20 protein-coding genes are annotated in these 21,438 nt (G+C 56.6%); 13 read left to right on the forward strand and 7 right to left on the reverse strand.

Annotated elements, in window-relative coordinates:
- The first annotated feature begins 137 nt into the window (after positions 1-137).
- The 10 genes from rpoZ to parC all read left to right on the forward strand — a co-directional run bounded on the left by rpoZ (position 138) and on the right by parC (position 10,098).
- A complete protein-coding gene (gene rpoZ, locus H4N61_RS05835; protein WP_169196069.1) occupies positions 138-506 on the forward strand; it encodes a DNA-directed RNA polymerase subunit omega in 369 nt (122 codons plus the stop codon).
- 119 nt (positions 507-625) lie between these two features.
- Positions 626-2,908, forward strand: a complete 2,283-nt coding sequence (locus H4N61_RS05840; protein WP_169196070.1) for a bifunctional (p)ppGpp synthetase/guanosine-3',5'-bis(diphosphate) 3'-pyrophosphohydrolase — start codon at positions 626-628, stop codon at positions 2,906-2,908.
- Complete coding sequence (gene pyrE / locus H4N61_RS05845; RefSeq protein ID WP_169196071.1) at positions 2,901-3,491, forward strand: orotate phosphoribosyltransferase; 591 nt, start codon at positions 2,901-2,903, stop codon at positions 3,489-3,491. Before H4N61_RS05840 ends, pyrE begins: the two co-directional genes overlap by 8 nt.
- A 70-nt stretch (positions 3,492-3,561) precedes the next feature.
- On the forward strand, positions 3,562-3,969 hold the full coding sequence (gene acpS, locus H4N61_RS05850; RefSeq protein WP_169196072.1) for a holo-ACP synthase: 408 nt from the start codon (positions 3,562-3,564) through the stop codon (positions 3,967-3,969).
- Positions 3,970-4,021: 52 nt separating this feature from the next.
- Entirely contained in the window at positions 4,022-4,825 is an 804-nt protein-coding gene (gene lepB, locus H4N61_RS05855; protein ID WP_169196073.1) for a signal peptidase I, read from the forward strand.
- Positions 4,825-5,532 (forward strand): ribonuclease III, encoded by a 708-nt coding sequence (gene rnc, locus H4N61_RS05860; protein ID WP_169196074.1) that lies wholly within the window; start codon positions 4,825-4,827, stop codon positions 5,530-5,532. Before lepB ends, rnc begins: the two co-directional genes overlap by 1 nt.
- Positions 5,529-6,452, forward strand: coding sequence for a GTPase Era (gene era / locus H4N61_RS05865; RefSeq protein ID WP_169196075.1), 924 nt, complete (start codon positions 5,529-5,531; stop codon positions 6,450-6,452). Before rnc ends, era begins: the two co-directional genes overlap by 4 nt.
- A 20-nt stretch (positions 6,453-6,472) precedes the next feature.
- Positions 6,473-7,177 carry a DNA repair protein RecO gene (gene recO / locus H4N61_RS05870; RefSeq protein ID WP_169196076.1) on the forward strand — a complete coding sequence of 235 codons (705 nt, stop codon included), beginning with the start codon at positions 6,473-6,475 and terminating at the stop codon, positions 7,175-7,177.
- Between the two features lie 61 nt (positions 7,178-7,238).
- Positions 7,239-7,634, forward strand: a complete 396-nt coding sequence (locus H4N61_RS05875; RefSeq protein ID WP_169196077.1) for a DoxX family protein — start codon at positions 7,239-7,241, stop codon at positions 7,632-7,634.
- Positions 7,635-7,800: 166 nt separating this feature from the next.
- Positions 7,801-10,098 (forward strand): DNA topoisomerase IV subunit A, encoded by a 2,298-nt coding sequence (gene parC / locus H4N61_RS05880; protein WP_169196078.1) that lies wholly within the window; start codon positions 7,801-7,803, stop codon positions 10,096-10,098.
- 56 nt (positions 10,099-10,154) lie between these two features.
- On the opposite strand, the gene H4N61_RS05885 is transcribed toward parC, so the two are convergent.
- The 5 genes from H4N61_RS05885 to H4N61_RS05905 all read right to left on the reverse strand — a co-directional run bounded on the left by H4N61_RS05885 (position 10,155) and on the right by H4N61_RS05905 (position 16,069).
- Complete coding sequence (locus H4N61_RS05885) at positions 10,155-11,720, reverse strand: globin-coupled sensor protein (RefSeq protein WP_182395366.1); 1,566 nt, start codon at positions 11,718-11,720, stop codon at positions 10,155-10,157.
- A gap of 407 nt (positions 11,721-12,127) precedes the next feature.
- Entirely contained in the window at positions 12,128-13,645 is a 1,518-nt protein-coding gene (locus H4N61_RS05890; RefSeq protein ID WP_169196080.1) for a hypothetical protein, read from the reverse strand.
- A gap of 7 nt (positions 13,646-13,652) precedes the next feature.
- The gene (locus H4N61_RS05895) at positions 13,653-14,678 is read right to left on the reverse strand and encodes a glycosyltransferase family 2 protein (RefSeq protein ID WP_169196081.1); all 1,026 of its coding nucleotides are present in this window, start codon (positions 14,676-14,678) and stop codon (positions 13,653-13,655) included.
- A gap of 61 nt (positions 14,679-14,739) precedes the next feature.
- Positions 14,740-15,495, reverse strand: a complete 756-nt coding sequence (locus H4N61_RS05900; RefSeq protein ID WP_169196082.1) for an arginyltransferase — start codon at positions 15,493-15,495, stop codon at positions 14,740-14,742.
- Between the two features lie 61 nt (positions 15,496-15,556).
- Positions 15,557-16,069, reverse strand: a complete 513-nt coding sequence (locus H4N61_RS05905) for an RDD family protein (protein WP_182395368.1) — start codon at positions 16,067-16,069, stop codon at positions 15,557-15,559.
- A 161-nt stretch (positions 16,070-16,230) separates the two neighbouring features.
- Here H4N61_RS05905 and H4N61_RS05910 point away from each other — a divergent pair, with 161 nt between their 5' ends.
- The gene (locus H4N61_RS05910) at positions 16,231-17,169 is read left to right on the forward strand and encodes a DMT family transporter (RefSeq protein ID WP_199368500.1); all 939 of its coding nucleotides are present in this window, start codon (positions 16,231-16,233) and stop codon (positions 17,167-17,169) included.
- Positions 17,170-17,207: 38 nt separating this feature from the next.
- On the opposite strand, the gene H4N61_RS05915 is transcribed toward H4N61_RS05910, so the two are convergent.
- Both H4N61_RS05915 and hemB read right to left on the reverse strand, forming a co-directional pair.
- Positions 17,208-18,632, reverse strand: coding sequence for an MFS transporter (locus H4N61_RS05915; RefSeq protein ID WP_169196084.1), 1,425 nt, complete (start codon positions 18,630-18,632; stop codon positions 17,208-17,210).
- Between the two features lie 212 nt (positions 18,633-18,844).
- Positions 18,845-19,855, reverse strand: a complete 1,011-nt coding sequence (hemB, locus tag H4N61_RS05920) for a porphobilinogen synthase (RefSeq protein WP_199368501.1) — start codon at positions 19,853-19,855, stop codon at positions 18,845-18,847.
- 180 nt (positions 19,856-20,035) lie between these two features.
- On the opposite strand from hemB, the gene H4N61_RS05925 reads away from it, so the two are divergent.
- Both H4N61_RS05925 and H4N61_RS05930 read left to right on the forward strand, forming a co-directional pair.
- Entirely contained in the window at positions 20,036-20,422 is a 387-nt protein-coding gene (locus tag H4N61_RS05925; protein ID WP_169196085.1) for a hypothetical protein, read from the forward strand.
- Positions 20,423-20,664: 242 nt separating this feature from the next.
- Positions 20,665-21,177 carry a MarR family transcriptional regulator gene (locus tag H4N61_RS05930; protein WP_169196086.1) on the forward strand — a complete coding sequence of 171 codons (513 nt, stop codon included), beginning with the start codon at positions 20,665-20,667 and terminating at the stop codon, positions 21,175-21,177.
- Positions 21,178-21,438 lie beyond the last annotated feature (261 nt).

Below are 21,438 nucleotides of genomic sequence, written 5' to 3' on the forward strand. Positions count from 1 at the left end.
AGTTCGGTATTCGCACGTTTTTGATCGGCGAGCAACGGTGAGATCGCCGCATCTGGTGTTTTCGCTTCCGCTTGTCAAGCAGCCGTCCTTGGTGTATTCCGGCCCTTCATTCCCTTTAATAAAAAGTGGAGACGTTCGTGGCACGCGTCACCGTTGAAGACTGCATTGAAAAGGTCGAGAATCGCTTCGACCTCGTCCTCATGGCCGCTCACCGCGCGCGCATGATTTCCTCAGGCGCACAGATCACCGTTCCTCGCGATAACGACAAGAATCCTGTCGTTGCACTGCGTGAGATTGGCGACGGCATGATCTCGCCAGACGACCTGCACGAGGATCTGATTCACTCGCTGCAGAAGTATGTTGAAGTCGACGAGCCAGAAGATAGCGCTGCTCCGATGATCGAAAGCGCCGGCGACGACGATTCGATCAACTTCGACACCATTTCGGAAGAAGAACTTCTGCGCGGTATCGAAAGCCTTGCTCCGCCGGAGCGTCGCGACGACTGATCCCGCTTGCGGGCTAGCCAGTTCAAGCTATATCTGGAGCGTCCGGTTTTCAAACTGGGCGCTCTTTTCATTTCTAGTGCAGGCGCTAAGCTCTCCTCCCCAGAGCCGCGGCTACTTTCATGATGCGACAGTATGAGCTCGTCGAACGCGTTCAGGCGTATAACCCTGACGTCGACGAGAATTTGTTGAATAAGGCCTACGTCTACGCCATGCAGAAGCATGGTTCGCAAAAGCGCGCGTCTGGCGACCCCTACTTCCATCATCCGCTAGAAGTCGCTGCAATTCTCACAGAGTTGAAGCTGGACGACGCTTCGGTGGCTGTGGGCCTCCTCCACGACACCATTGAAGATACCGACGCGACTCGCGCGGAGATCGATCAACTTTTTGGCGCGGAAATCGCGGCCATTGTTGACGGTTTGACTAAGATTGAGCGCCTCAATCTCGTCTCTCGTGAAGAAGCCCAGGCGGAAAACCTGCGTAAGCTGCTGCTGGCGATTAGCCAGGACGTCCGCGTGTTGCTGGTGAAGCTGGCTGACCGGCTGCACAACATGCGTACGCTCGACTTCATGCGCGAGGACAAGCAGAAGCGCATTGCCCAAGAAACCATGGATATCTACGCGCCTCTCGCGGGGCGTATGGGTATGCAGGATATGCGTAACGAGTTGGAGGATCTCTCGTTCAAGATCCTGCAGCCCGATCATTACGCTGCCATCAAATCCCGCCTCAAGGAACTTGAGGACGAGAACCGCGAGATTATCGCTTCCATTTCCAATGAACTGACCGATCGTCTCGCCGATGCGGGGATCGTGGCGCGGGTAAAGGCGCGGGTGAAGGCCCCGTATTCGATTTTTTCCAAGATCGAACGGAAGTCGATCGCCCTTGAGCAGCTCTCGGACATCATTGGTTTCCGCGTGGTCGTTGGTTCAGTCGAAGAGTGCTATCGGACCATGGGTCTGGTGCACACGACCTGGAAGGTCGTGCCGAACCGGTTCAAGGACTATATCTCGGTCCCGAAGAACAATGATTACCAGTCGATCCACACCACCATTGTTGGGCCGGGGCGACAGCGTGTTGAGCTGCAAATTCGCACCGAAGAGATGGATCGGATCGCTGAGTTCGGTATCGCGGCTCACGCGCTCTATAAGGACGGTGCTTCCGCGAGCCTATCGCGCATTGAAATGGAATCGGCGGCTTACGGTTCTCTGCGCCAGACGATTAGCCATCTGACCTCGGGTATCCCCACCGAAGAATTCCTTGAATACACCAAGCTGGAATTGTTCCAGGATCAGGTGTTCTGCTTTACCCCGCGCGGCCGTCTGATCGCCTTGCCGCGCGGCGCGACCCCAATCGATTTTGCTTATGCACTGCATACCGACATCGGGGATACCTGCGTCGGGGCCAAGATCAACGGGCTTATTCTGCCACTCGTCACTCAGCTCCGGTCGGGCGATGAAGTGGAAATTATGCGCGACCACAATCATCGCCCGCCAAGCAACTGGAGCAGTATTGCTGCGACCGGCAAGGCGCGTGCTGCAATCCGTCGTGCTGTGCGTCAGCAAGCAACCCAGCGTGCCTTGGCGCTTGGCGAGCAAGTGCTGAGCCTGCTGCTCGACCGTGAAGGCGTGATGCTGGAAGACAGCGAAGCGCAGGCACTGGCTGAGGCTTTGAACCAGCCCAATAAGCGTGAATTGCTGATCGCATTGGGCGAAGGCAAAATTGGCTCAGAAGAGCTGGGCACTGCGCTTGAGCAGGTTAAGGGCATCCGCAAGCGTCGCCGGAAGTTGGAGCTTCCTGTGGCTGATACGGCTGATGGCTGGTTTGCGCTGCGCGCCACCGATCATTTCCGCTTCCGCGTTGCGGGTGGGCACCTCGAAGGTTCCGAAGCTTGGCGTGCGCTCAAGCAGCTCGACTTCCACACCGCTGTTGTGGTGTCGGGGGAGGGGGTTGTTCCGGGGGATCGCCTGATTGGCATTCTGCAGCCCGAAAAACCGCTTATGATCTATCCGGCACATTCCGAAGCGCTCATCGCTATGCATGATAGCGATGTGGCCTGGGTTGATGTGCGCTGGAACATTGCCGCGGACGCACCAGATAATCTCTACGCGCTGGTGATTTCGATGGAATCGGTCAACCGCCCGGGTTCTCTGGCGCAGATCTCGACCGCCATCGCGTCATGCGATGCGAACATCAATAACCTTGTCATGCGGATGATTTCGCCTGACTTCCACCAGATGATCTTTGAAATCGAGGTGCGCGACCTTGCGCAGCTCACCGATGTTCTGGCAACGCTCAAGCGTAGCCCTGGCCTCTCTGCCGTCCAGAGGGCTGGCCTGCGTGAAGCGGGAATGATCTCTACGCTAGAATGGGACGGCAAAGTCGACAGGAGTGCGCGTGATGAATAGGGACGAAGTTCTGGATATCTTCCGGGAATGCGGTGCGATGCTGGAAGGACACTTCATTCTGTCCTCAGGCTTGCGCTCGCCGGTTTTCCTGCAGAAGGCCAAGGTCTTCCAATACGCGCATCAGACGGAAAAGCTCTGCAAGGCTCTGGCCGAACGCATCAAGGCTGAAGTGCCGGGCGTGACCAAGGTCGTGTCGCCAGCAATCGGCGGCATTATTCCGGGTTACGAAACCTCGCGTCACCTCAACCTGCCAGCGCTCTATACAGAACGCGTCGACGGCAAGTTCGAACTGCGTCGTGGCTTTGAAATCTCGCCTGATGACAAGGTCATCGTGGTTGAGGATATCGTTTCGACTGGTCTTTCGATCCGTGAGTGCGTGGAAGCGCTGCGCGGCATTGGTGCCAATGTGGTGGCTGCTGCGTGCCTGATTGACCGCTCGGGTGGCGAGGCCGATGTTGGCGTGCCGCTGATCTCGTTGATTGAATTTAAGGTTCCTGCCTATCCTGCGGACAATCTCCCGCCAGAATTGGCCGCTATTCCAGCTGTTAAGCCGGGGTCGCGCGGGATTCAGGGCGTAAAATAACCGAACGACGGAACGCTTGTGGCTCGGGCTTCCTGTTCGGGTCACAGGCGATCACACAAAGGGAAAGAGTATGATCATCGGCCTCGGCTCTGACCTTATCGAGATTCATCGCGTGCAGGCGACGTTGGACCGGCACGGCGAGCGGTTCACCAATCGCGTGTTTACAGACATTGAGCGCGCCAAGTCGGACCGTCGGGCTGAACGGGCGGCTTCTTACGCGAAACGCTTTGCGGCGAAAGAAGCCATGTCAAAAGCCTTGGGAACCGGCATCAGTCGTGGGGTTTATTGGCGCGATATGGGCGTCGTGAACCTGCCGAGTGGCAAGCCCACCATGAAGCTCACCAATGGTGCAGCCAAAGCGCTGGCCCGGATGATGCCAGAGGGGCACGAGCCCCACATTCACATAACCATCACCGACGACGCAGGTTTAGCGCAGGCTTTCGTTATCATTGAAGCTCTCCCGGTCGCTCAAGGTTGACCAGAACAGCGCAAACGCCTAACCCTTCGGCAGCGCCTTATCGGATGAAAACATGAACCAGCTTGCGGACAAGCCCCAAAAAACGCTCAAGCCTAAGTCGGCAAAGAACGAATGGCTCGATACCATCATTGTGGTTGTCGAAGCGCTGGCGATTGCGATCTTCCTGCGGTTCTTCCTCTATCAGCCGTTCTCGATCCCGACCGCTTCGATGCAGCAGACGCTGATGATCGGCGACTACTTCGTCGCTAACAAGTTCGTGTGGGGCTACGGCAAGCACTCGTTCTCGCTTGGCCGCTATGGCAATTTCGCAGCGCTCGATTTCGAATTGCCAATCGGCAATCGTATCCTGGGTCGTGATCCGAACCGTGGCGATGTTGCTGTGTTCCGTCCCGTTCCGCAGAACATGGAATACATCAAGCGTATTGTCGGCATGCCGGGCGACCGTATTCAGGTTAAGGAAGGGCGTCTGTACATCAACGGCACCATGGTTGAGCGCGAAGAGATCGGCAAAGCCATGGATACCGACTCCAATTTCGACACCCGCGAAGTCACGGTTTACCGCGAGACTTTCCCGGAAGGCACGAGCCACATCATTCAGGAAATCAGCGACAATCAGCAGCTCGATAACACGCCTGAGTATGTTGTGCCGGCGAACCACTATTTCATGATGGGTGACAACCGTGACCGCTCGGCCGACAGCCGCGTGCTCAGCCAGGTTGGCTATGTCCCTTCGGTCAACCTTATCGCAAAGGCGGAAGCACGCTTCTTCTCCATCAAGGACAACCTGCCGCCGTGGCAGATTTGGCAGTGGCCTGCCAATGTTCGTTGGGATCGCATGTTCCAGTCCATTCACTAATGACATCACGTATTAAATCGCGGACCGCGCTGCAGGACCGGCTAGGCTATGATTTTGCCGACCCGGACCTGCTCGAGCGGGCCCTTACCCATTCCAGCGCTTTGTCTCCGGCAAAGCGCATTGACCGTTCTTACCAGCGGTTGGAATTTCTCGGCGACCGTGTGCTCGGGCTCGTCGTCGCTGACATGCTTTATCAACGCTATGAAAAGTCAAACGAAGGCGAGTTGAGCCGTACGCTCAACACGCTCGTGCGCAAGGAAACCTGCGCGGACATCGCGCGTCGTCTTGGCTTAGGCAAAGAGATGGTGCTCGGCGACAGCGAAGCGCGCTCCGGCGGCGCTGAAAAGGATGCTATTCTCGGCGACGTGACGGAAGCCATTATCGGGGCGATCTATCTCGATGGCGGTCTCGATCCAGCTGCCCATTTCATCCAGCGCAATTTCGAAGGCGTTCTGGATGGTGGTCAGGCAAACCGTGCAGACGCGAAAACGACCCTGCAAGAATGGGCGCAGGCGCGGGGACTTGAAGTCCCGGCCTATACGCTTGTCGAGCGCACCGGTCCCGACCACGCCCCAGAATTTACGATCGCCGTTGATCTTTCCGGCTTTGAACGCATTTCAGCTACAGGCCCTTCCAAGAAGATCGCCGAGCATCGCGTCGCCGAACAATTCCTGATCCTGCAGAAGGTCTGGAAGGAAACAAAATGACACAGAATATCGAAATGACCGACACCGCTTGCGGCTTTATCGCGCTGGTTGGCGCGCCCAACGCCGGTAAGTCGACCCTATTGAACTCGCTGGTTGGCACGAAGGTGTCCATCGTGACTCACAAGGCGCAAACCACCCGTAGCCAAGTGCGCGGTGTGCTGACGCTTGAACAGACCCAGCTTGTTTTCGTTGACACGCCCGGTGTGTTCCAGCCAAAGCGCCGTCTTGACCGCGCTATGGTCGATAGCGCCTGGGGCGGGGCAGGTGACGCTGACATCGTCGCCTTCATCGTCGACGCAGAGCGCGGCATCACGAGCGACATCGAAGCGCTCATCGAGGGCTTGAAGAACATCAACCACCCAAAGGTGCTGATCCTCAACAAGATCGACCAGGTACAGCGCGAAAAGCTGTTGCACCTCGCGCATGATCTCAACGAGCATCTTCGCTTTGAAGCAACCTTTATGCTGTCCGCGCTCAAGGGCGACGGCGTCAAGGACTTCATCGATTGGGCTGCAAAGCACGTCCCACCGGGCCCATGGCACTTCCCAGAAGATCACCTGACCGATCTGACCATGGCGATCACTGCGGCGGAAGTGACGCGCGAAAAGCTATTCCTGCGCGTCCATGATGAGATCCCATACAACTCCACGGTCGAAACCGAGAGTTTTAAGATCCAGAAGGATGGCTCCTACAAGATCGATCAGGTGATCTACCTGTCGCGTGAGAGCCATAAGAAGATCGTGCTCGGTGCAGGTGGCCAGACCATCAAGGCCATTGGCGCGGACAGCCGTCGTGAACTGATGGACATGTACGAAGTGCCGATCCATCTCTTCCTTTTCGTCAAGGTCCGCGAAAAGTGGGCTGAAGACCCAGAGCGCTATCAGGAAATGGGCCTCGAATTCCCCTCTGATAAGAAGTAGGGCGCTGTCCCGAGTACACGATGGAATGGACCGGTGAAGGCCTGCTGATAGGCGCTAAACGCCAAGGTGAAACCAGCCTCATTGCTGAGGTGATGGTGGCCGGGCGCGGGCGTCAGCTGGGCCTGATCCGGGGAGGGCGGTCGCCCAAACTGGCGGCCGCTTTGCAGCCAGGCAATGTGCTCCAAGTGACGTGGCGTTCGCGGCTTGAAAGTCAGCTTGGCTTTTTCACGGTAGAGCTACTCCATGCTCGTGCTGCAGAGCTGATTGCCGATCGCGATAGGCTCTATCTGGCGCAGACTGTTTTTGAGCATCTCCATCTCCTGCCAGAGCGTGAAGCGGCCGATCGGCTGTTGGGCATGGCCCTGCGTTTGATCGATGCGAAACCCGATGCGATTGCATTGGTGCGGTTTGAGCTCGCGCTGCTGGATGAATTGGGTTTCGGGCTAGATCTCACCCAATGCGGCGCCACTGGGGCTACACACGACCTTACCCACGTTTCTCCTCGAACGGGCAGAGCCGTATGCCGCGAGGCGGCGGAGCCCTATCGTGATAGGCTCCTGAAATTGCCGAGTTTTCTGTTTGAACGTGGGAATGCGTCGCCAGACGACATCCGGGATGCGTTCACATTGACAGAGCATTTTCTCAGGGCCCATTTCTGGTCTACCGGTCAGACCCATGCGCCAGCCACTCGTGCGCCACTCGTTGAAAACCTAACAAAGCATTGATTCACTTGCTGTAAATCTGGCCTTGTTATCCTTGCTCTACAGCTTAGAGCAGGAGGCTCGATTGGTTGGTAAAATCATATACTGGGTCAGCACCGCGATGTTTCTCGCCATTTATCTGGTGAGCACATTTGCCTACATCACTGACACGGCCGGTGCGCAAGCAGGGTATGTTGCGATCGGCTATCCTGCCTATCTCGTGCCGCTGATGATGATTGTGAAGCCGTTAGGCGTTTTGGCCGTTCTGGTTCGTAAGCCTGTCTGGCTCGCGCAGCTTGCTTATGCAGGTTTTTTCTACCACCTCCTCATCGCTGCGAGCGCTCATATTTCCGCGGGCATACCCGGTGTTGAAATCGCGGTAGCCCTCTTTGTTTTGATGCTGTTGTCCTATTTCACGCAGAACGTAGCGCGCGCTGAAAAGGCGGCTTATGTGCCTGATTGGTTTAACCGTTTCGCATAACACGCTGTTCTGACTCTTAGATTGACCGCCGCACGGAGTATTCTCTGGGTGGCGGCAAAAGTGCTCTCGGGTCCGGGAAACTGGGCAAAACGAAAGGTGAGTACATGCGCGAAACGTACTTGCGCTGTATTCTGCTCCCGATTCGTTCTCATGGACTGAAGCACTCATGTCAGATGCAGATACCACCCCGCCGCCGGATGACCTCCGGATCGTCGACCTTAAGCAGGCGCTTGAGGAGAGGTATCTAAGCTACGCCCTCTCCACCATTACGCAACGTGCGTTGCCAGACGCGCGTGACGGGCTCAAGCCTGTGCACCGCCGTATTCTGCACGCAATGCGACTGCTGAAGCTCGATCCGAGCCAGGGCTATAAGAAGTCCGCGCGTGTGGTTGGCGACGTGATCGGTAAGTTCCACCCACACGGCGACTCTTCGATTTATGACGCCTTGGTGCGTTTGGCGCAGGACTTCTCGCTGCGCTATCCGCTGGTCGACGGGCAGGGCAACTTCGGTAATATCGACGGCGATAGCGCTGCGGCGATGCGTTATACGGAAAGCCGTATGACCGAGGTTGCTACGCGTCTGCTCGAAGGCATCACCGAAAACGCCATCGATTTTAAGCCGACCTATGACGGGGAAGACGACGAGCCGATCGTGCTGCCGTCGAACTTCCCGAACCTGCTTGCCAACGGTTCCATGGGTATTGCTGTGGGCATGGCGACGTCTGTCCCGCCCCATAACATTGTTGAGCTGTGTAACGCATCGCTCAAGCTCATCCAGAATCCAAATGCGACGGTTGAAGAACTCATCCAGCAAGATCTGTCCGCGCCGCCAAGCATGGATGACCTTGTGCGCGGGCCGGACTATCCAACCGGTGGCCAACTGGTCGAAAGCCGCTCGGCGATTGTTCATGCCTATGAGACTGGGCGTGGCTCGTTCCGTACGCGCGCCACGTGGGACAAGGAAGACAAGGGACGCGGCGTCTATCAGATCGTCGTCACCCAGATTCCTTACGGCGTACAGAAATCGCGCCTCGTCGAAAAAATTGCTGAACTGCTGTTGGCGAAAAAACTGCCGCTGCTTAAGGACGTGCGCGACGAGAGCGCCGACGACATTCGTCTTATCCTCGAACCGAAGAACGGTCAGGTCGACGCTGTCATTCTGATGGAGCAGCTGTTCAAGCTGACCGAGCTCGAAGTGCGCTTCGGCCTCAACCTCAATGTGCTTGATCGGGGCACAATGCCCCGCGTGATGAGCCTCGCCGATGCACTGCGCGCTTGGCTTGAGCATCGTAAAGAAGTTTTGGTTCGCCGCTCGCAGTTCCGCGTTGACCAGATCACGGCCCGTCTTGAGGTGCTTGATGGTTACATCATCGCCTATCTCAACCTCGACGAAGTGATCCGGATCATTCGTGAGGATGACGATCCCAAAGCCAGTTTGATTGCGACGTTCAAACTGACGGACAATCAGGCCGAAGCTATTCTCAACATGCGCCTGCGCTCTTTGCGCAAGCTCGAAGAGATGGAACTGCGGACTGAGCACTCGAACCTGTCCGAAGAGCGCACCAAGCTTGAGGCATTGCTGGGGTCTGAAAAGCGTCAGTGGGGCGAAATCGCCAAGCAGGTGGAAGCTCTCAAGAAGTCCTATCCCTTGTTCACCAAAGACGGCGTGCCGCATCCGCTGGGCGCTCGGCGCACTATTCTGGGTGTTGCACCGAAAGCCGACCTCGCGGAGATCACTGAAGCCTTTATCGAACGTGAACCGATTACCGTGGTGCTCTCCGAAAAGGGTTGGATCCGTGCGCCAAAGGGGCACAATGCCACTGTGGACGATAAGGCGTTCAAGAGCGGCGACCGCTTGCGGCTGTCGTTCAACTGCGAAACCACCGACAAGCTGCTCATGCTGACCACGGATGGTCGTGTTTACACCATCGTTGCGGACAAATTGCCCGGCGGGCGAGGGCAGGGCGAGCCAGTGCGCCTGTTGGTGGATATGGAAGAGGGTGCCGACATTGTCGCGCTGTTTGTCCATAAGCCGGGCCAGAAGCGTATCATCGCCTCGTCGGCAGGGTATGGTTTCATTGTGTCCGAAGATGACATCATCGCCAACACCCGCAAGGGCAAGCAGGTGCTCAATGTCAGTGCGCCGGAAGAAGCGAAATTGATCGTACCGAGCGACGGCGACCGCGTGGCGATCATCGGGCAAAATCGCAAGCTGCTGGTTTTCCCAATGACACAGCTTGCGCAGATGACGCGCGGCAAGGGCGTTCGGCTCCAGCGCTATAAGGATGGCGGTGTTTCCGACATCAAGACCTTCTTCGCCGCTGACGGCCTCACCTGGCAGGATAGCTCAGGACGGACTTACTCCAAGCCGACCGAGGAGCTGGTGGATTGGGCCGGGGACCGAGCGGCAGCAGGGCGCCAACCCCCAACCGGGTTCCCGAAGAATAACAAGTTTGTTGGCTAATTAGCCCGATCTGAACAAGAGAAAGCCCACCTGACGGTGGGCTTTGTCGTTTCGGATCAGGCTCTTTTTTGACTCAAAGGTCTTATGTGCTGACCAGCTTCGTGCTTGTTGGGCATGGGGTTAATCATGAACACGTCAACGACCTTATCGAGGCGGTGCGCCTGCTCTTCGGTTTGCTCAATCGCAGCATTTGTTTCCTCGACTAGCGCGGCGTTGTGCTGGGTCATTTCATCCATCTCTCGAATGGAGCGGCTAATTTCCTCAATTGCTGCTGCCTGCACCTGACTCTTTTGGGCAATAACCTCGACGAGTTCGTTGGTTTTGCTGGCAGAAGTTTGCATCGCATCGAACCGATTGGCAGCTTCGGTAACAAGGCGCCCTCCGTTCCGCACTTCCACCCCCGACTGCTCGATCAGGCCTTTCACCTCACTGGAGGCCTGTGCAGTCGACTGCGCTAGGCGCCGGACTTCAACAGCGACGACAGAGAAACCGTTTCCGGCTTCGCCCGCACGCGCTGCCTCGACAGAGGCATTGAGCGCGAGGAGGTTGGTTTGGAATGCAATGTCGTCGATCATGCCGACAATCTTGGCGATCTTTTCGGACGTGTCTGCCAGTTGTTCCATGGCCGTTGTGGCTTCCGACATGGCGAGGCGTCCTTCTTCGGATGTCCTCATGGACAGGTTGGAGGATCCAGCGGCGTCATTGGCGATCTTGGCGTTGTCGAGGACCGCGTCGACAAGCTGGTTCATCCCGGTGGAGGGTCGCTCGATGGTTGCGGCTTGGCGCTGTGTTCGAGCCGAAAGATCGTTTGCACCGGAGAGAAGCTCCGATGTCGCGATTTTAAGCGACGAAGAGGTGTCTCGCAATTGATGGATAATGCCAGAGAGTTTTTCGCCCACAGCGTTGGTGTCCCGCTTAAGCTGAGCCATGCTGGGATCAAGCTCCTGCTCGATCCGCTCCCGTAGGTCACCATCTGCCATTTTTTGAAGGACATTGCCGGTTGCTGTCACAGCATGCAGAACCTTGTCGGCGTTTTCCTTGGAAATGGCGGCGGCGTCTTCGGTCATTTTGTCGAAATAGACGGTCACGGCCTGATCGACGTCGATGAGAATGGCTTTGAAGACCTGAGTGAGGGCGGCGCCGAGCTCAACAACCTTTTGGTTGGTCTCGGCATTGTCATTGCCGGTTTTCCGGCCAAACAGGCCCTTCGCACTCGTATGTAGATTATCGGCGATAAACTCTTGAATGACCCCGCTTACAAGGTGGTCGACAATCACGCCGTAGCCGCCGATGTACCAGCGGGGCTCTAGGCCGATACGCGCGTGGCGCAGTCCAATACGGCGGGAGGCCTCGACATACTGCTGGTCGAAGCGGCCTGCGGCGATCTTCTTCCAGTGATCAATTTGGCTACTTTCTGCTCGCCGCATTTGTGCATTGTCGGCAAAGAAGCGATTGACCGCTGGAACTGTCGCGATTTTCTCGTAGAACCGCTCGAGGGCCATAGGCAGGTGACGGTCGAGATACCCTTGGATGGTTGCGAGCTCCGCGAGAGCTCTTTCATCTAAACCAATGAAGGTGAGACGTTCTTCCAATTCACTGGCGGAGCTAGCTTGTGCAGCCATTTATGACCCCAGTTGATAACGATACAGAGCCCAAAGAGTGGGAATAATAGTCAGGGTGGTCGCTGGTTAGCTTTAGGTCTGTGCGCGATTAGCGGTCGACGCATATGCGGCAAAACTAACCAGTGTTATTCTTCGCTAGCCGCCCATGCGAAATTGCAGGCCCGCGCAGTGGTTTAATGCGTGAGCTTCAGAATAGTTTCAATTTGATGGAACTTTTTAGCGTGACGCCGCGAGCGTGCCTGTGCCGCCCAGGTTTTGGGAGTGTGCTAGTGCACGATCACCAGTTTTGTGCGAGCTAAACGGTCGATCAACTGCAGTCGCGCATACCGCTGACAACAAGCTCGGCAGTTGACGTCACGGAAGGCCTTACAAAACAGGCGTGTCTCTTTGCGCCCGTTCCTGATGTCCTATGGGGCTAATGCGTAGCACTCGAGGTCGGGTGTTGGGGCAGGTAGCGGGGCCACTCGGTCGTAGCGGGCCAGATGTTCGAGTGCGGGACCTTCGCTATAGGCGCTAATCACTGGCGCGAGGCGTGGATCTTGCTTGAGAAAATCAACAACGGGCCATTGGCCACCGAGCGCGCCAGGGGTGACAAGCAGCACATCCGGCGGATTGCAGAGCAGGTCATTGGCAAGGTCCGATCGGATATCATCAGCAATCGCCTGTAGCTTTGGTGAGAGGTCCTCTCCGCTCCGCAGGGTACTGTTTATCTTCACCAGCATCCAGTGATGGTAGTAGCGAGAGACGTTGATGAGGTCATTCCGTTCGAGAAGGGGCCAGGTTTGAGTGGGGTCAATGAGCACGGTCGCCACTTTTGTGCCGGGCGCTAAGTCGCTAACCAGTGGAGCTGCATACTGTTGGTACGGACGCTCATTCTGAACGAAGGGCGATAAGGCAAATCCGACCATTGCCACCAGTAAGGTGCGCTTGTGCAAAGTGATTGGGCCCTCTCTCCATACGATGTTGAAGAGAACAGCCATCAGCATTGCCGAGGCGACCGGGTCGCCGTGGTAGAGAAAGCCCTTAAACTGGACCAGCATGGAGCCGGTAAAGCCAACACCCATAGCGAGAAATGCTTGGGCAGTTGGCGGTATAGACCCCCGAAAACTCCAGAAATAGAGCGCTACAATCGGCAGCATGAGAGCGGCGCGGCTCAGGAAGACTCTGAGTTTATGGCCACCGAAATCGCCATAGGCTGCCGTGACGGCAGGAATGATGTCGGTGAAATAGGCAGGTGCAAAGATCGCAATGCTGGCGATGTAAACTACAGCGCCGATGGCAAGACATAGGGTTTCGGGGCGGAATGGCTTGAAGCTGCGACTTTTGTAAATCAGCCAAAGTTCAAGCGCGATTGGGACCAAGGCAATGTGAGGCTTGAGTGCGATCATCAGCGCGGCGAAGGAGCCGATGACGAGCGCTAGGGCCCATGAAGCGGCTTTACCCTCTGCGCGCCAAGCAATGAGCAGTACATAGGGCGGGAGGGCGATCAGCGCCATGTGATCGCGTTGCCCAAACTCGATGTAATGCGGGCCAATCATGCAGAACAGCAGCCCGGCGAGGATAAGCGTCTGCCGAGACGGCGACAGGTGGCGCAAGAATATCCAACACAGGGACAGCGACAGAGCGATCTGGAGCATAATGCCCGTGACCATGAGATTGGGCTGGGGCAGGCCTGTGAACGCTGAGAGATAGGCAACCGGCCGCGCCATCCAGAACCAGAGCGGCGGATTGGTCTCGTTGATCCACTCGTAGAGGGGGATGCCAGCGTTCATTTGGCGCGCGATCCACATTTGCCACCAGCTGTCGCTGGAGAACGGCGCAAATTGAACGAAGATGAGGGCAATAAGCCAGAGGCCGGCAGTTATGGTCGCAGGCGATAGGGCGTGGTTGGCGCGGCTGCGCCATTGTGCGGTATCCAACGTCATATTGGTCTCAACGCTGCGCTGCGATAGCGTGGGTCAGCTTTTCTTGAAGGTCGCGCGCGTCCTGCGGCTGAGCGTTTTCCGCGCCTCTGCGGATTTCATTGACGATGTAGAGCGGGCGGCGCTTAGCTTCCATATACATGCGCCCGAGATATTCGCCGAAAATGCCCAAGACGAGAAACTGTCCGGACCCGATCACAAGCATGATTGACGCAAGGCTCGTCCAACCTTCAACGGCGCGGCCGGTGACGAACGACCAGCCGGTATAGAGCAGCATCAGGAGGCCGGCGATGCCCATGAAGAAACCAAGATGGGACGCAAGCCGCAGTGGAACGATAGAGAAGCTGGTTATCCCATCCATGGCCAAGGCGATCATCTTTGGAAAGTTGTATTTGGTTTCGCCAATGAAGCGCTTGTCGCGATCGTAGATGACAGCGTCTTGGCGTAGGCCGACCCAGCTGATCATGCCGCGGACAAAGCGATAGCGCTCCGGCATGGAAAGAACATGGTCTAATGCACGGCGACTGATGAGGCGGAACTCCCCAGCGTCGAGAGGCATGTCAATGTCGACGAGACGACGCCAGAAGCGATAGAAAACATGAGCGGTTGCCAGCTTCATCCGGCCTTCGCCATCGCGGCGGCGGCGTTGGCCATAGGCAACGTCCGCGCCTTGGTCGAGGCGTTCCATAAGTTGGGGCAGTAGTTCTGGGGGGTCCTGCAAATCGGCGTCGAGGATGAGGATGCGCGCGCCGCGCGTTGCCTCCAGCCCGGCGCTGAGCGCGATTTGTTGGCCGTAATTGCGGGCGAGATCAACGACGACCAAGTGGTCATCGGTTGCGGCCAAGCGATAGAGGGTTTCGAGGGTTGCGTCTTTCGAGCCGTCGTTGACCAGAACTATTTCGTAATCGTTCCCGACGGTGGACTGGCAGATAGAGCTTACGCGGCGGTGGAACTCATCAAGTCCACTTTCTTCATTGTAGCACGGCGCGACAACTGAAAGAGCGACTGAATGAATATTGTGAAATTGCCGCTGCACCGTTGCCTCCACCGGTTTTGTGAAAGCATTGTTACGAGTATCTTCCTAATGCGGCGTAAAATTACTGCTGAGGAACAGTATTTCCATCGAGGTGTAGAGGCACCCAACCGAGATTGCCCTTTTGAACTTCAAGCGGCTGGTAATGCGCTTTGTAAGCCATCTTGGGAGAGCTTTCGACGAAATAGCCGAGGTAGACGTAGTCCAGCGCTGCAGCGCGAACTTGGGCGATATGATCGAGAATGATGAATGTCCCCAAACTCCGATGGCTCATGTCGGGGTCGAAGAAACTATAGACCATCGATAGCCCGTCTGGCAGCACATCAGTAAGCGCAACGGCGATCAAAGGCTGATCGGGATGATTAGCGAGCCGATACTCAACCAGAATGGACTGAACTGGTGTGTCTTCGACCATATATTCGTAATCTTGCCAGTCCATTTGCGTCATGCCACCGGTTTCGTGGCGCGCATGGAGATAGCGCTTGAACAGGTCAAACTGTTCGAGTGTGGCGACGGCCGGACGCACCTGTACGGCGATATCGGCATTCTGGCGCGATGTGCGTCGGAACCGCTTGTTCGGTACAAAGTCTTTGGTGATGATGCGCGCCGATTGGCAGGCGTTACAGCCATCGCATGCGGGGCGGTAAATCAGGTTCTGGCTGCGACGAAAACCGTTGTCGCTGAGCATGTGATGCAATGAAGTGGCCCGGCGGCCGGAAAGATGCGTGAATAGCTTACGCTCCATTCGGTCCGGCAAATACGGACACGGCATGGCTGCTGTTAGGAAGAGCTGAGTGGTTTCAGGCGTCTGATCGGTCATCTACATAGCAACTGAGCACAGAACGCATAGGATACTCCTGTGCTCGCTCGGCTGCAATCTCTCAGTACGTATCGTGACCAGTCGTCCGACGCCAATGGCGCACCATAGGAGAACGACGGACCATCAAGCCACCGACGACCAGATCATGCAGCATCTGGCGCCGTGGCATGAACAGCGGGAAAAGCACAGCAATTGGCCATGCGATCCAGAATGTCGCCCAGAACAGAGCGGCGTGGAGAATGGCCATCCAGCCATCGAGCGGCTGTCCCCGCGCTGGCGTGAGGACAATATCCATCATTTGCATGCCCCAAGTCGCCCGGCGATGCGAACCCAATGTCACTGCGTAGTAAATCAGTACTGAGGCCGGGACGACCAACGCCAGTGCTGCCCACGCCAACCCGAAAGTGAAAAAGCCCAAAATCAGGCCCGCGAATCCGAGGATCAGGGTGATGACCCCGATCAACGCAAGGTCGATAAGGTAAGCGACCACGCGCCGGGTCAAAACGCCCTCGAAAAGTTCTGGGGCAGTTGTTGGGTTCGGCAGTTCAGGGCGAGCGTCGAAGTCTGGGTTCATGCGTAAAACATGGGAAGTGGGGCCGTGTTTGCAAGTGGCGGGTAAACTAACTTTTCGAGGCAGTTTGGGCCTCGCTCTTGGGCTAGGCTCGACATATGGTCCGCAGAAGTCGTTTCAGCGGCATGAGTCGTTACCCTGAAGACCCTAGCCGGTATTGGTCAATGTCCACTTCTTCACCGCCCGCAGAGTTAAGTCACAGGCCTTTACGTGGGTTTGTGCTCATCGTCGCGGCGACGCTGCTTTTCGCCTATAATGACACCACCAATAAGCTTCTGCTCGAAGACTATAATGTGCCCATGGTTACGGCCCTGCGCTACATCGGGCATTGCTTGCTGATGATGGCCTTGGTCGCGCCCTTCCGTGGCAAAGAGATGGTCAAAACGGTACGTACCGGCTGGGTTTTGGTGCGCGCTGGCAGTCTTGCGCTTGGTTCGCTGCTCGTGAGCCTTGCATTCCAGCGAATGCCGGTGGCGGAAACCACTGCTATTGTCTATCTCGCGCCCGTGCTGGTTGTGGCGCTATCCGGCCCGATTTTGAGCGAAAAAGTTGGCCTAAATGCCTGGGTCGCGGCTGGTATCGGTTTTGCCGGCGTGCTGCTGATCGCGCGGCCGGGCGGCGGGCTGGACCCGTGGGGCGTGATTTTCGTTCTCGGAAACGTCATCGTTTCAGTTTCTTACAACCTGCTCTCGCGCGTGCTGGCCAGGACGGAGCGCACGACAGCCATGCTGTTTTATTCGGCCTTGGTGGGCGCTATTGGTTTCGGCATTTTCTTGCCCTGGACCATGCATGGCGTATCACCGACGCCGTTCCAAATGCTGCTGTTCTTTGGCTTGGGCGTGTCAGCGTGGCTGGGACATTATTGCTTTACCCAATCCTATCGCTATGCCCCCGCCGCATTCATCGCGCCGATGAGCTATATGCATCTGCTCTGGGCGGGCATTTTGGGCTGGGTGATTTTCGGCCATGCGCCAGAACCCATTGCTCTTGTTGGCATGGGCCTTGTCGCTGTTGCGGGTGTGGTTAGTGCACTTCGCCCGCGTCGGGGCAAGCGGCCAGCACAATTCGCCTCAGAAGATGGGCTGACCGATAAGGCCGGGTAGGGCGGTCGCCTAAATCGGGGCGGTCGACCGCCACCGGTTTAGGCCGTTTCGGGCGAGTTAGCGGTCTCGATGTAGCTTGGGATGCGCCTGACGAGCGCCAGTGCTGTAGCGCCGCAGATCAGAGTAATGCCTGTTGCTGCAATATACAGCGGGACGATGGAGCTCAAAACGCCCTCATTGCTGGTCGCGACTGCATAGCCCGCCATGTTCGCCACCACCCCGCCCAGAGCTGCGCCGATGGCATTGCCGGCCGATTGTGTGGTCGGGATGAGCGTAGACGTTTTATCCCGTTCCGCGGCGCTGCTCGACTCGATCAGGCTGATCATGGTGTAGCCTGTGCTTGTGCCAAAGCCCAAGCCGATGAAGATTTGCGCAACGGCCACGATCGGTGGCGAGGTTAGCTGCAGTCCGATCAGAACCGTTATCAGCCCAATCGCGACCAGCAGAGGGCCGATGCAGATGAATATCTTTCGTGTTGAGCGCTTCTTGATATTGGCGACGGCGATAGAAGACGCACTCCATGCCATCGACATAAACGCTGCAAAGGCACCCGCCAGCGTCGGGCCAAAGTCCCACAGCTGTTGCAGGAGCATGACGACGTAGACCGCTGACATTGTGCCCGCAATTGGCAGAAGGAGAATAGTCCAGAAGCCGGGGCCCAATGTCGTGTTCGACCAGAAAGCGCCCTTTGGCGTCATTGGGGTGGGGTGGCGGCGATCAAGCCAAATCGCAGCCGTTACGAGGAGTGCTCCCAGTGCCACGAGACCAGCGGCCTCCAACCAAGGCATGACTGCAGCGAGGGCTATCAGGAGGACGCCGACGCCAATTCCAAAGAGTCGAATGCCGGGGAACGCCATCTTCTCGGCACTGCTGCGTGTATTGGGAACGACAGCGAGGACCATCACACAGAAAATCAGCGCCAAGGGCACATTGACCAAGAATGCGGCGCGCCATGAAATGAACTCTGTCAAAGCACCTGCGCCAGCGGGGCCACCAAAGCCAGCAATCGCCCATATCATCGCATGGGTACCGAACACTTTTGGCACCAAGCGATTGGGAAAGAGCTCGGGGATAAGCGCAAAGCACAACGCGGCAACTGCGCCTTCACCCAATCCCTGAATGGCGCGGCCAATGAGAACCTGCGTCATCGAATTGGCAAAACCGGCGATGAGGGTGCCGATTATGAAAACGCCTGCGGTGGCGATAAGAGCCCAACGCGCGCCGAGCTGTTGTTTGACGAGTACGGCCCCAGCGCCACCTACAATGGCAAACACCAAAAATAGTGTCGTCGCCCAAGCGATAACTTCAACACCGTCCAATTCGCGCACTGCAGTCGGCAGGGTCGTCGTGGAGAGGAAGGAGTTGAACGCTAGTAATGCCACGCCAAGGCAAATGATTGCGGTCGCTCTGAGATAGGAGGGGCCGAAGATTTCGGCCCAACGGCCCTCAACACGATCTGACATTTGCGGCTCGTAGTTTTCCAAGTAAAAACTTGGTAAATCGCTTGGGTGCGGAAAGCAAGTGCGTGGTATGGAAGTGGCGCGATGCGAGCTTTGGCAAAAGGTCTCGCGAAATCATGGCCTTGTCTCGAAAAGCGGAATCAGACTGAGAGAAGGGCACACATAAAAATCCCCGCCGGAGCGGGGATTTCAAAGGTACTTTGCTAGGCCGGGCCTTATTTGGCCAGCTTGCGAGCCATTTCGAGGGCATAATAGGTGAGGATGCCATTGGCCCCAGCACGCTTGAAACTCCACAGGCTCTCAAGCACGGCAGCATCGCGATTGATCGCGCCAGCCCGGCCCGCGAACTCGATCATCGCGTATTCGCCACTCACCTGGTAGGCGTAGATCGGCACGTTGAACGCATCCTTGGCGCGACGGATGACGTCGAGATATGGCAGACCCGGCTTGACCATAATGCTGTCCGCGCCTTCAGCGATGTCCTGCTCGATCTCACGCAGAGCTTCATCGGAATTGGCGTAGTCCATCTGATACGTGCGCTTGTCGCCTTGCAGACGCGAGCCCGAACCAACCGCCTCACGGAAGGGGCCATAGAAGCACGAAGCGTATTTTGCCGAGTAGGACATGATCTGGACCTGATCAAAGCCTTCATCGTCCAGCGCGGAACGGATAGCAGCAACGCGGCCGTCCATCATGTCAGATGGCGCAATAATGTCGGCGCCGGCACGCGCCTGAACGATTGCGGACTTGACCATAGCGTCTACGGTTTCGTCGTTTAGAATTGCGCCGTCGCGAACAAGGCCATCTTGGCCGTTTGCCGAGTATTCATCCAAGGCAACGTCGGCAATCAGTCCGATCTCTGGAACGGCGTCCTTAATGGCAGCGAGAACCCGGCACATGAGGTTGTTTGGGTTATAGGCTTCTTCTGCACTTTCGCTGCGAAGCTCGCCCGGTGTATTCGGGAAAATAGCGAGGGCAGGGATGCCAGCATCGCGCGCCTGCTTGGCGGCTTCGACCATAAGATCGATAGACAGGCGTTCGACGCCCGGCATCGTCTTGATCTCAGTGCGCTCGTTCTGACCTTCGATAACAAAGAGCGGCCAAATCAGATCGCGGGGAAGCAGTTCGGTTTCGCGAACCATGTCCCGGCTCCATGCCGATTGGCGGGTGCGTCGCAGGCGACGGCCACCCAGGAAGCTCATGTCATGCTTGGGCCAGTTGCTCATCACTATGCTCCAGAGGAAAATGCTTTGGTGCGCTTATCCTCCCCTTGCGAGGGGCAAACAAGAAAATGCTGAATAAGGCACGCAGTGTTGAAAGGGTTATCCAGTGCTCTTATCAAACCTAAGCAAAAGCTCACAAGGCGCGGCTTGTCCCAATAAAGCGAGCCAGCTATCAATCATGCCATGTTGTTCCCTGCGCCCAATCACGGCCTTTACATTCGCATCGTCGCTCTCTTCACCCTGGCTCTTGGCCTGAGTGATGCTGCGCGCCTGTTGGGCGTGAGCACGGTCGGGGTCAGCCCAATGGAGCATATGGGGGCAACGGCTTTCACCTATCTCGGTGGTTTTTGCATCGCGCGCCTGTTTGCGGCGGTAGGGCTTTGGCTAAAATCCAGTTGGGGCGCGGTGTTAGTTGTCGCTGCGACAGTATTTGAGCTTGCGCTTTACCTTTCCGGTAACCCTGATGTGCGGATGTCGATGGCCGGTTTCTTCGTTCGCATCCTGCTTTTGCTCGCAATTGTGCTGATTTTTGCACTAACTTTGCGATTAAAACGCGCGGCGGCTGACTAAAAACTACAGCAAAACTTGCCTTTCATTTGCATCAAAGCACGGGTGTGGCGCAATTTTATGTGTTTACACCTGAGAAAGGTTACGAGTTTCTGACTAGGTGTAAGGCTCAATTAAGCTAAATTGTCATTGCATTCCAGTAAGATAGTTTTAAGCCTGTCAGTTAGTTCGATGTTTATGGGAGACGCCTAGTTTCATCCTCACGAGATGCGAAAAATCGCACAAGCAAAACAGTGAGGCACACTATGGCAATCAAATCGAACGCGGCCGAGGCGCTAACCCCTGAACGCTCTAGCGCAGGCCTGAAGCCACTCTACCTCGAAGCAGTATCCCGTGTTGAACGTCTCCACCGTCGTTTACTCGACCTGATAAAGGATGAGTTCGACCGTATGGGTTGGGACGACATCAACCCGGTTCAGGCGCTGCTGATGTTCAACATCGGTGACGCAGAGCTCACTGCAGGTGAACTGCGCTCTCGCGGTTATTACCTCGGTTCGAACGTCTCCTATAACCTCAAGAAGCTGGTCGAAACTGGCTACATCTTCCAGGAACGCTCGCGCACTGACCGTCGTTCGGTTCGCATCAAGCTGACCCCTAAGGGTGAAGAAGTGGCGGAAGTGATCGACGAGCTCTATGACCGTCACCTCAAGTCCATCGATAAGGTCGGTGGTCTGGGCGATGACGAGTTCGATGGTCTGAACAAGGCTCTCGCTCGACTTGAACGCTTCTGGGTCGACCAGATCCTCTACAAGCTCTAAACCCGCAACGATTAGAGCGGACACAAATCTTCGGCAGATGGTGGCGTGTGTTGCCTCCGTGCCACGACTCCGAAACAAGCGCCGGCCAGTTGGTCGGCGTTTCTTATTTATGCCGCAAAATTGCGCTTTTCAGTGCGTTACAGGGTTTGAAACCATTAACCGTTAGGTCTATGTCGTTTTCGTTCCTGCGTGACTGTTTTGGGGCATCCATCCTTTGATCGTTATGAGGATGGTAGGGGCCTGCGGGCAAAGAATTTTCTG

The organism is Devosia sp. MC521 (assembly GCF_014127105.1).
Lineage (GTDB): Bacteria > Pseudomonadota > Alphaproteobacteria > Rhizobiales > Devosiaceae > Devosia.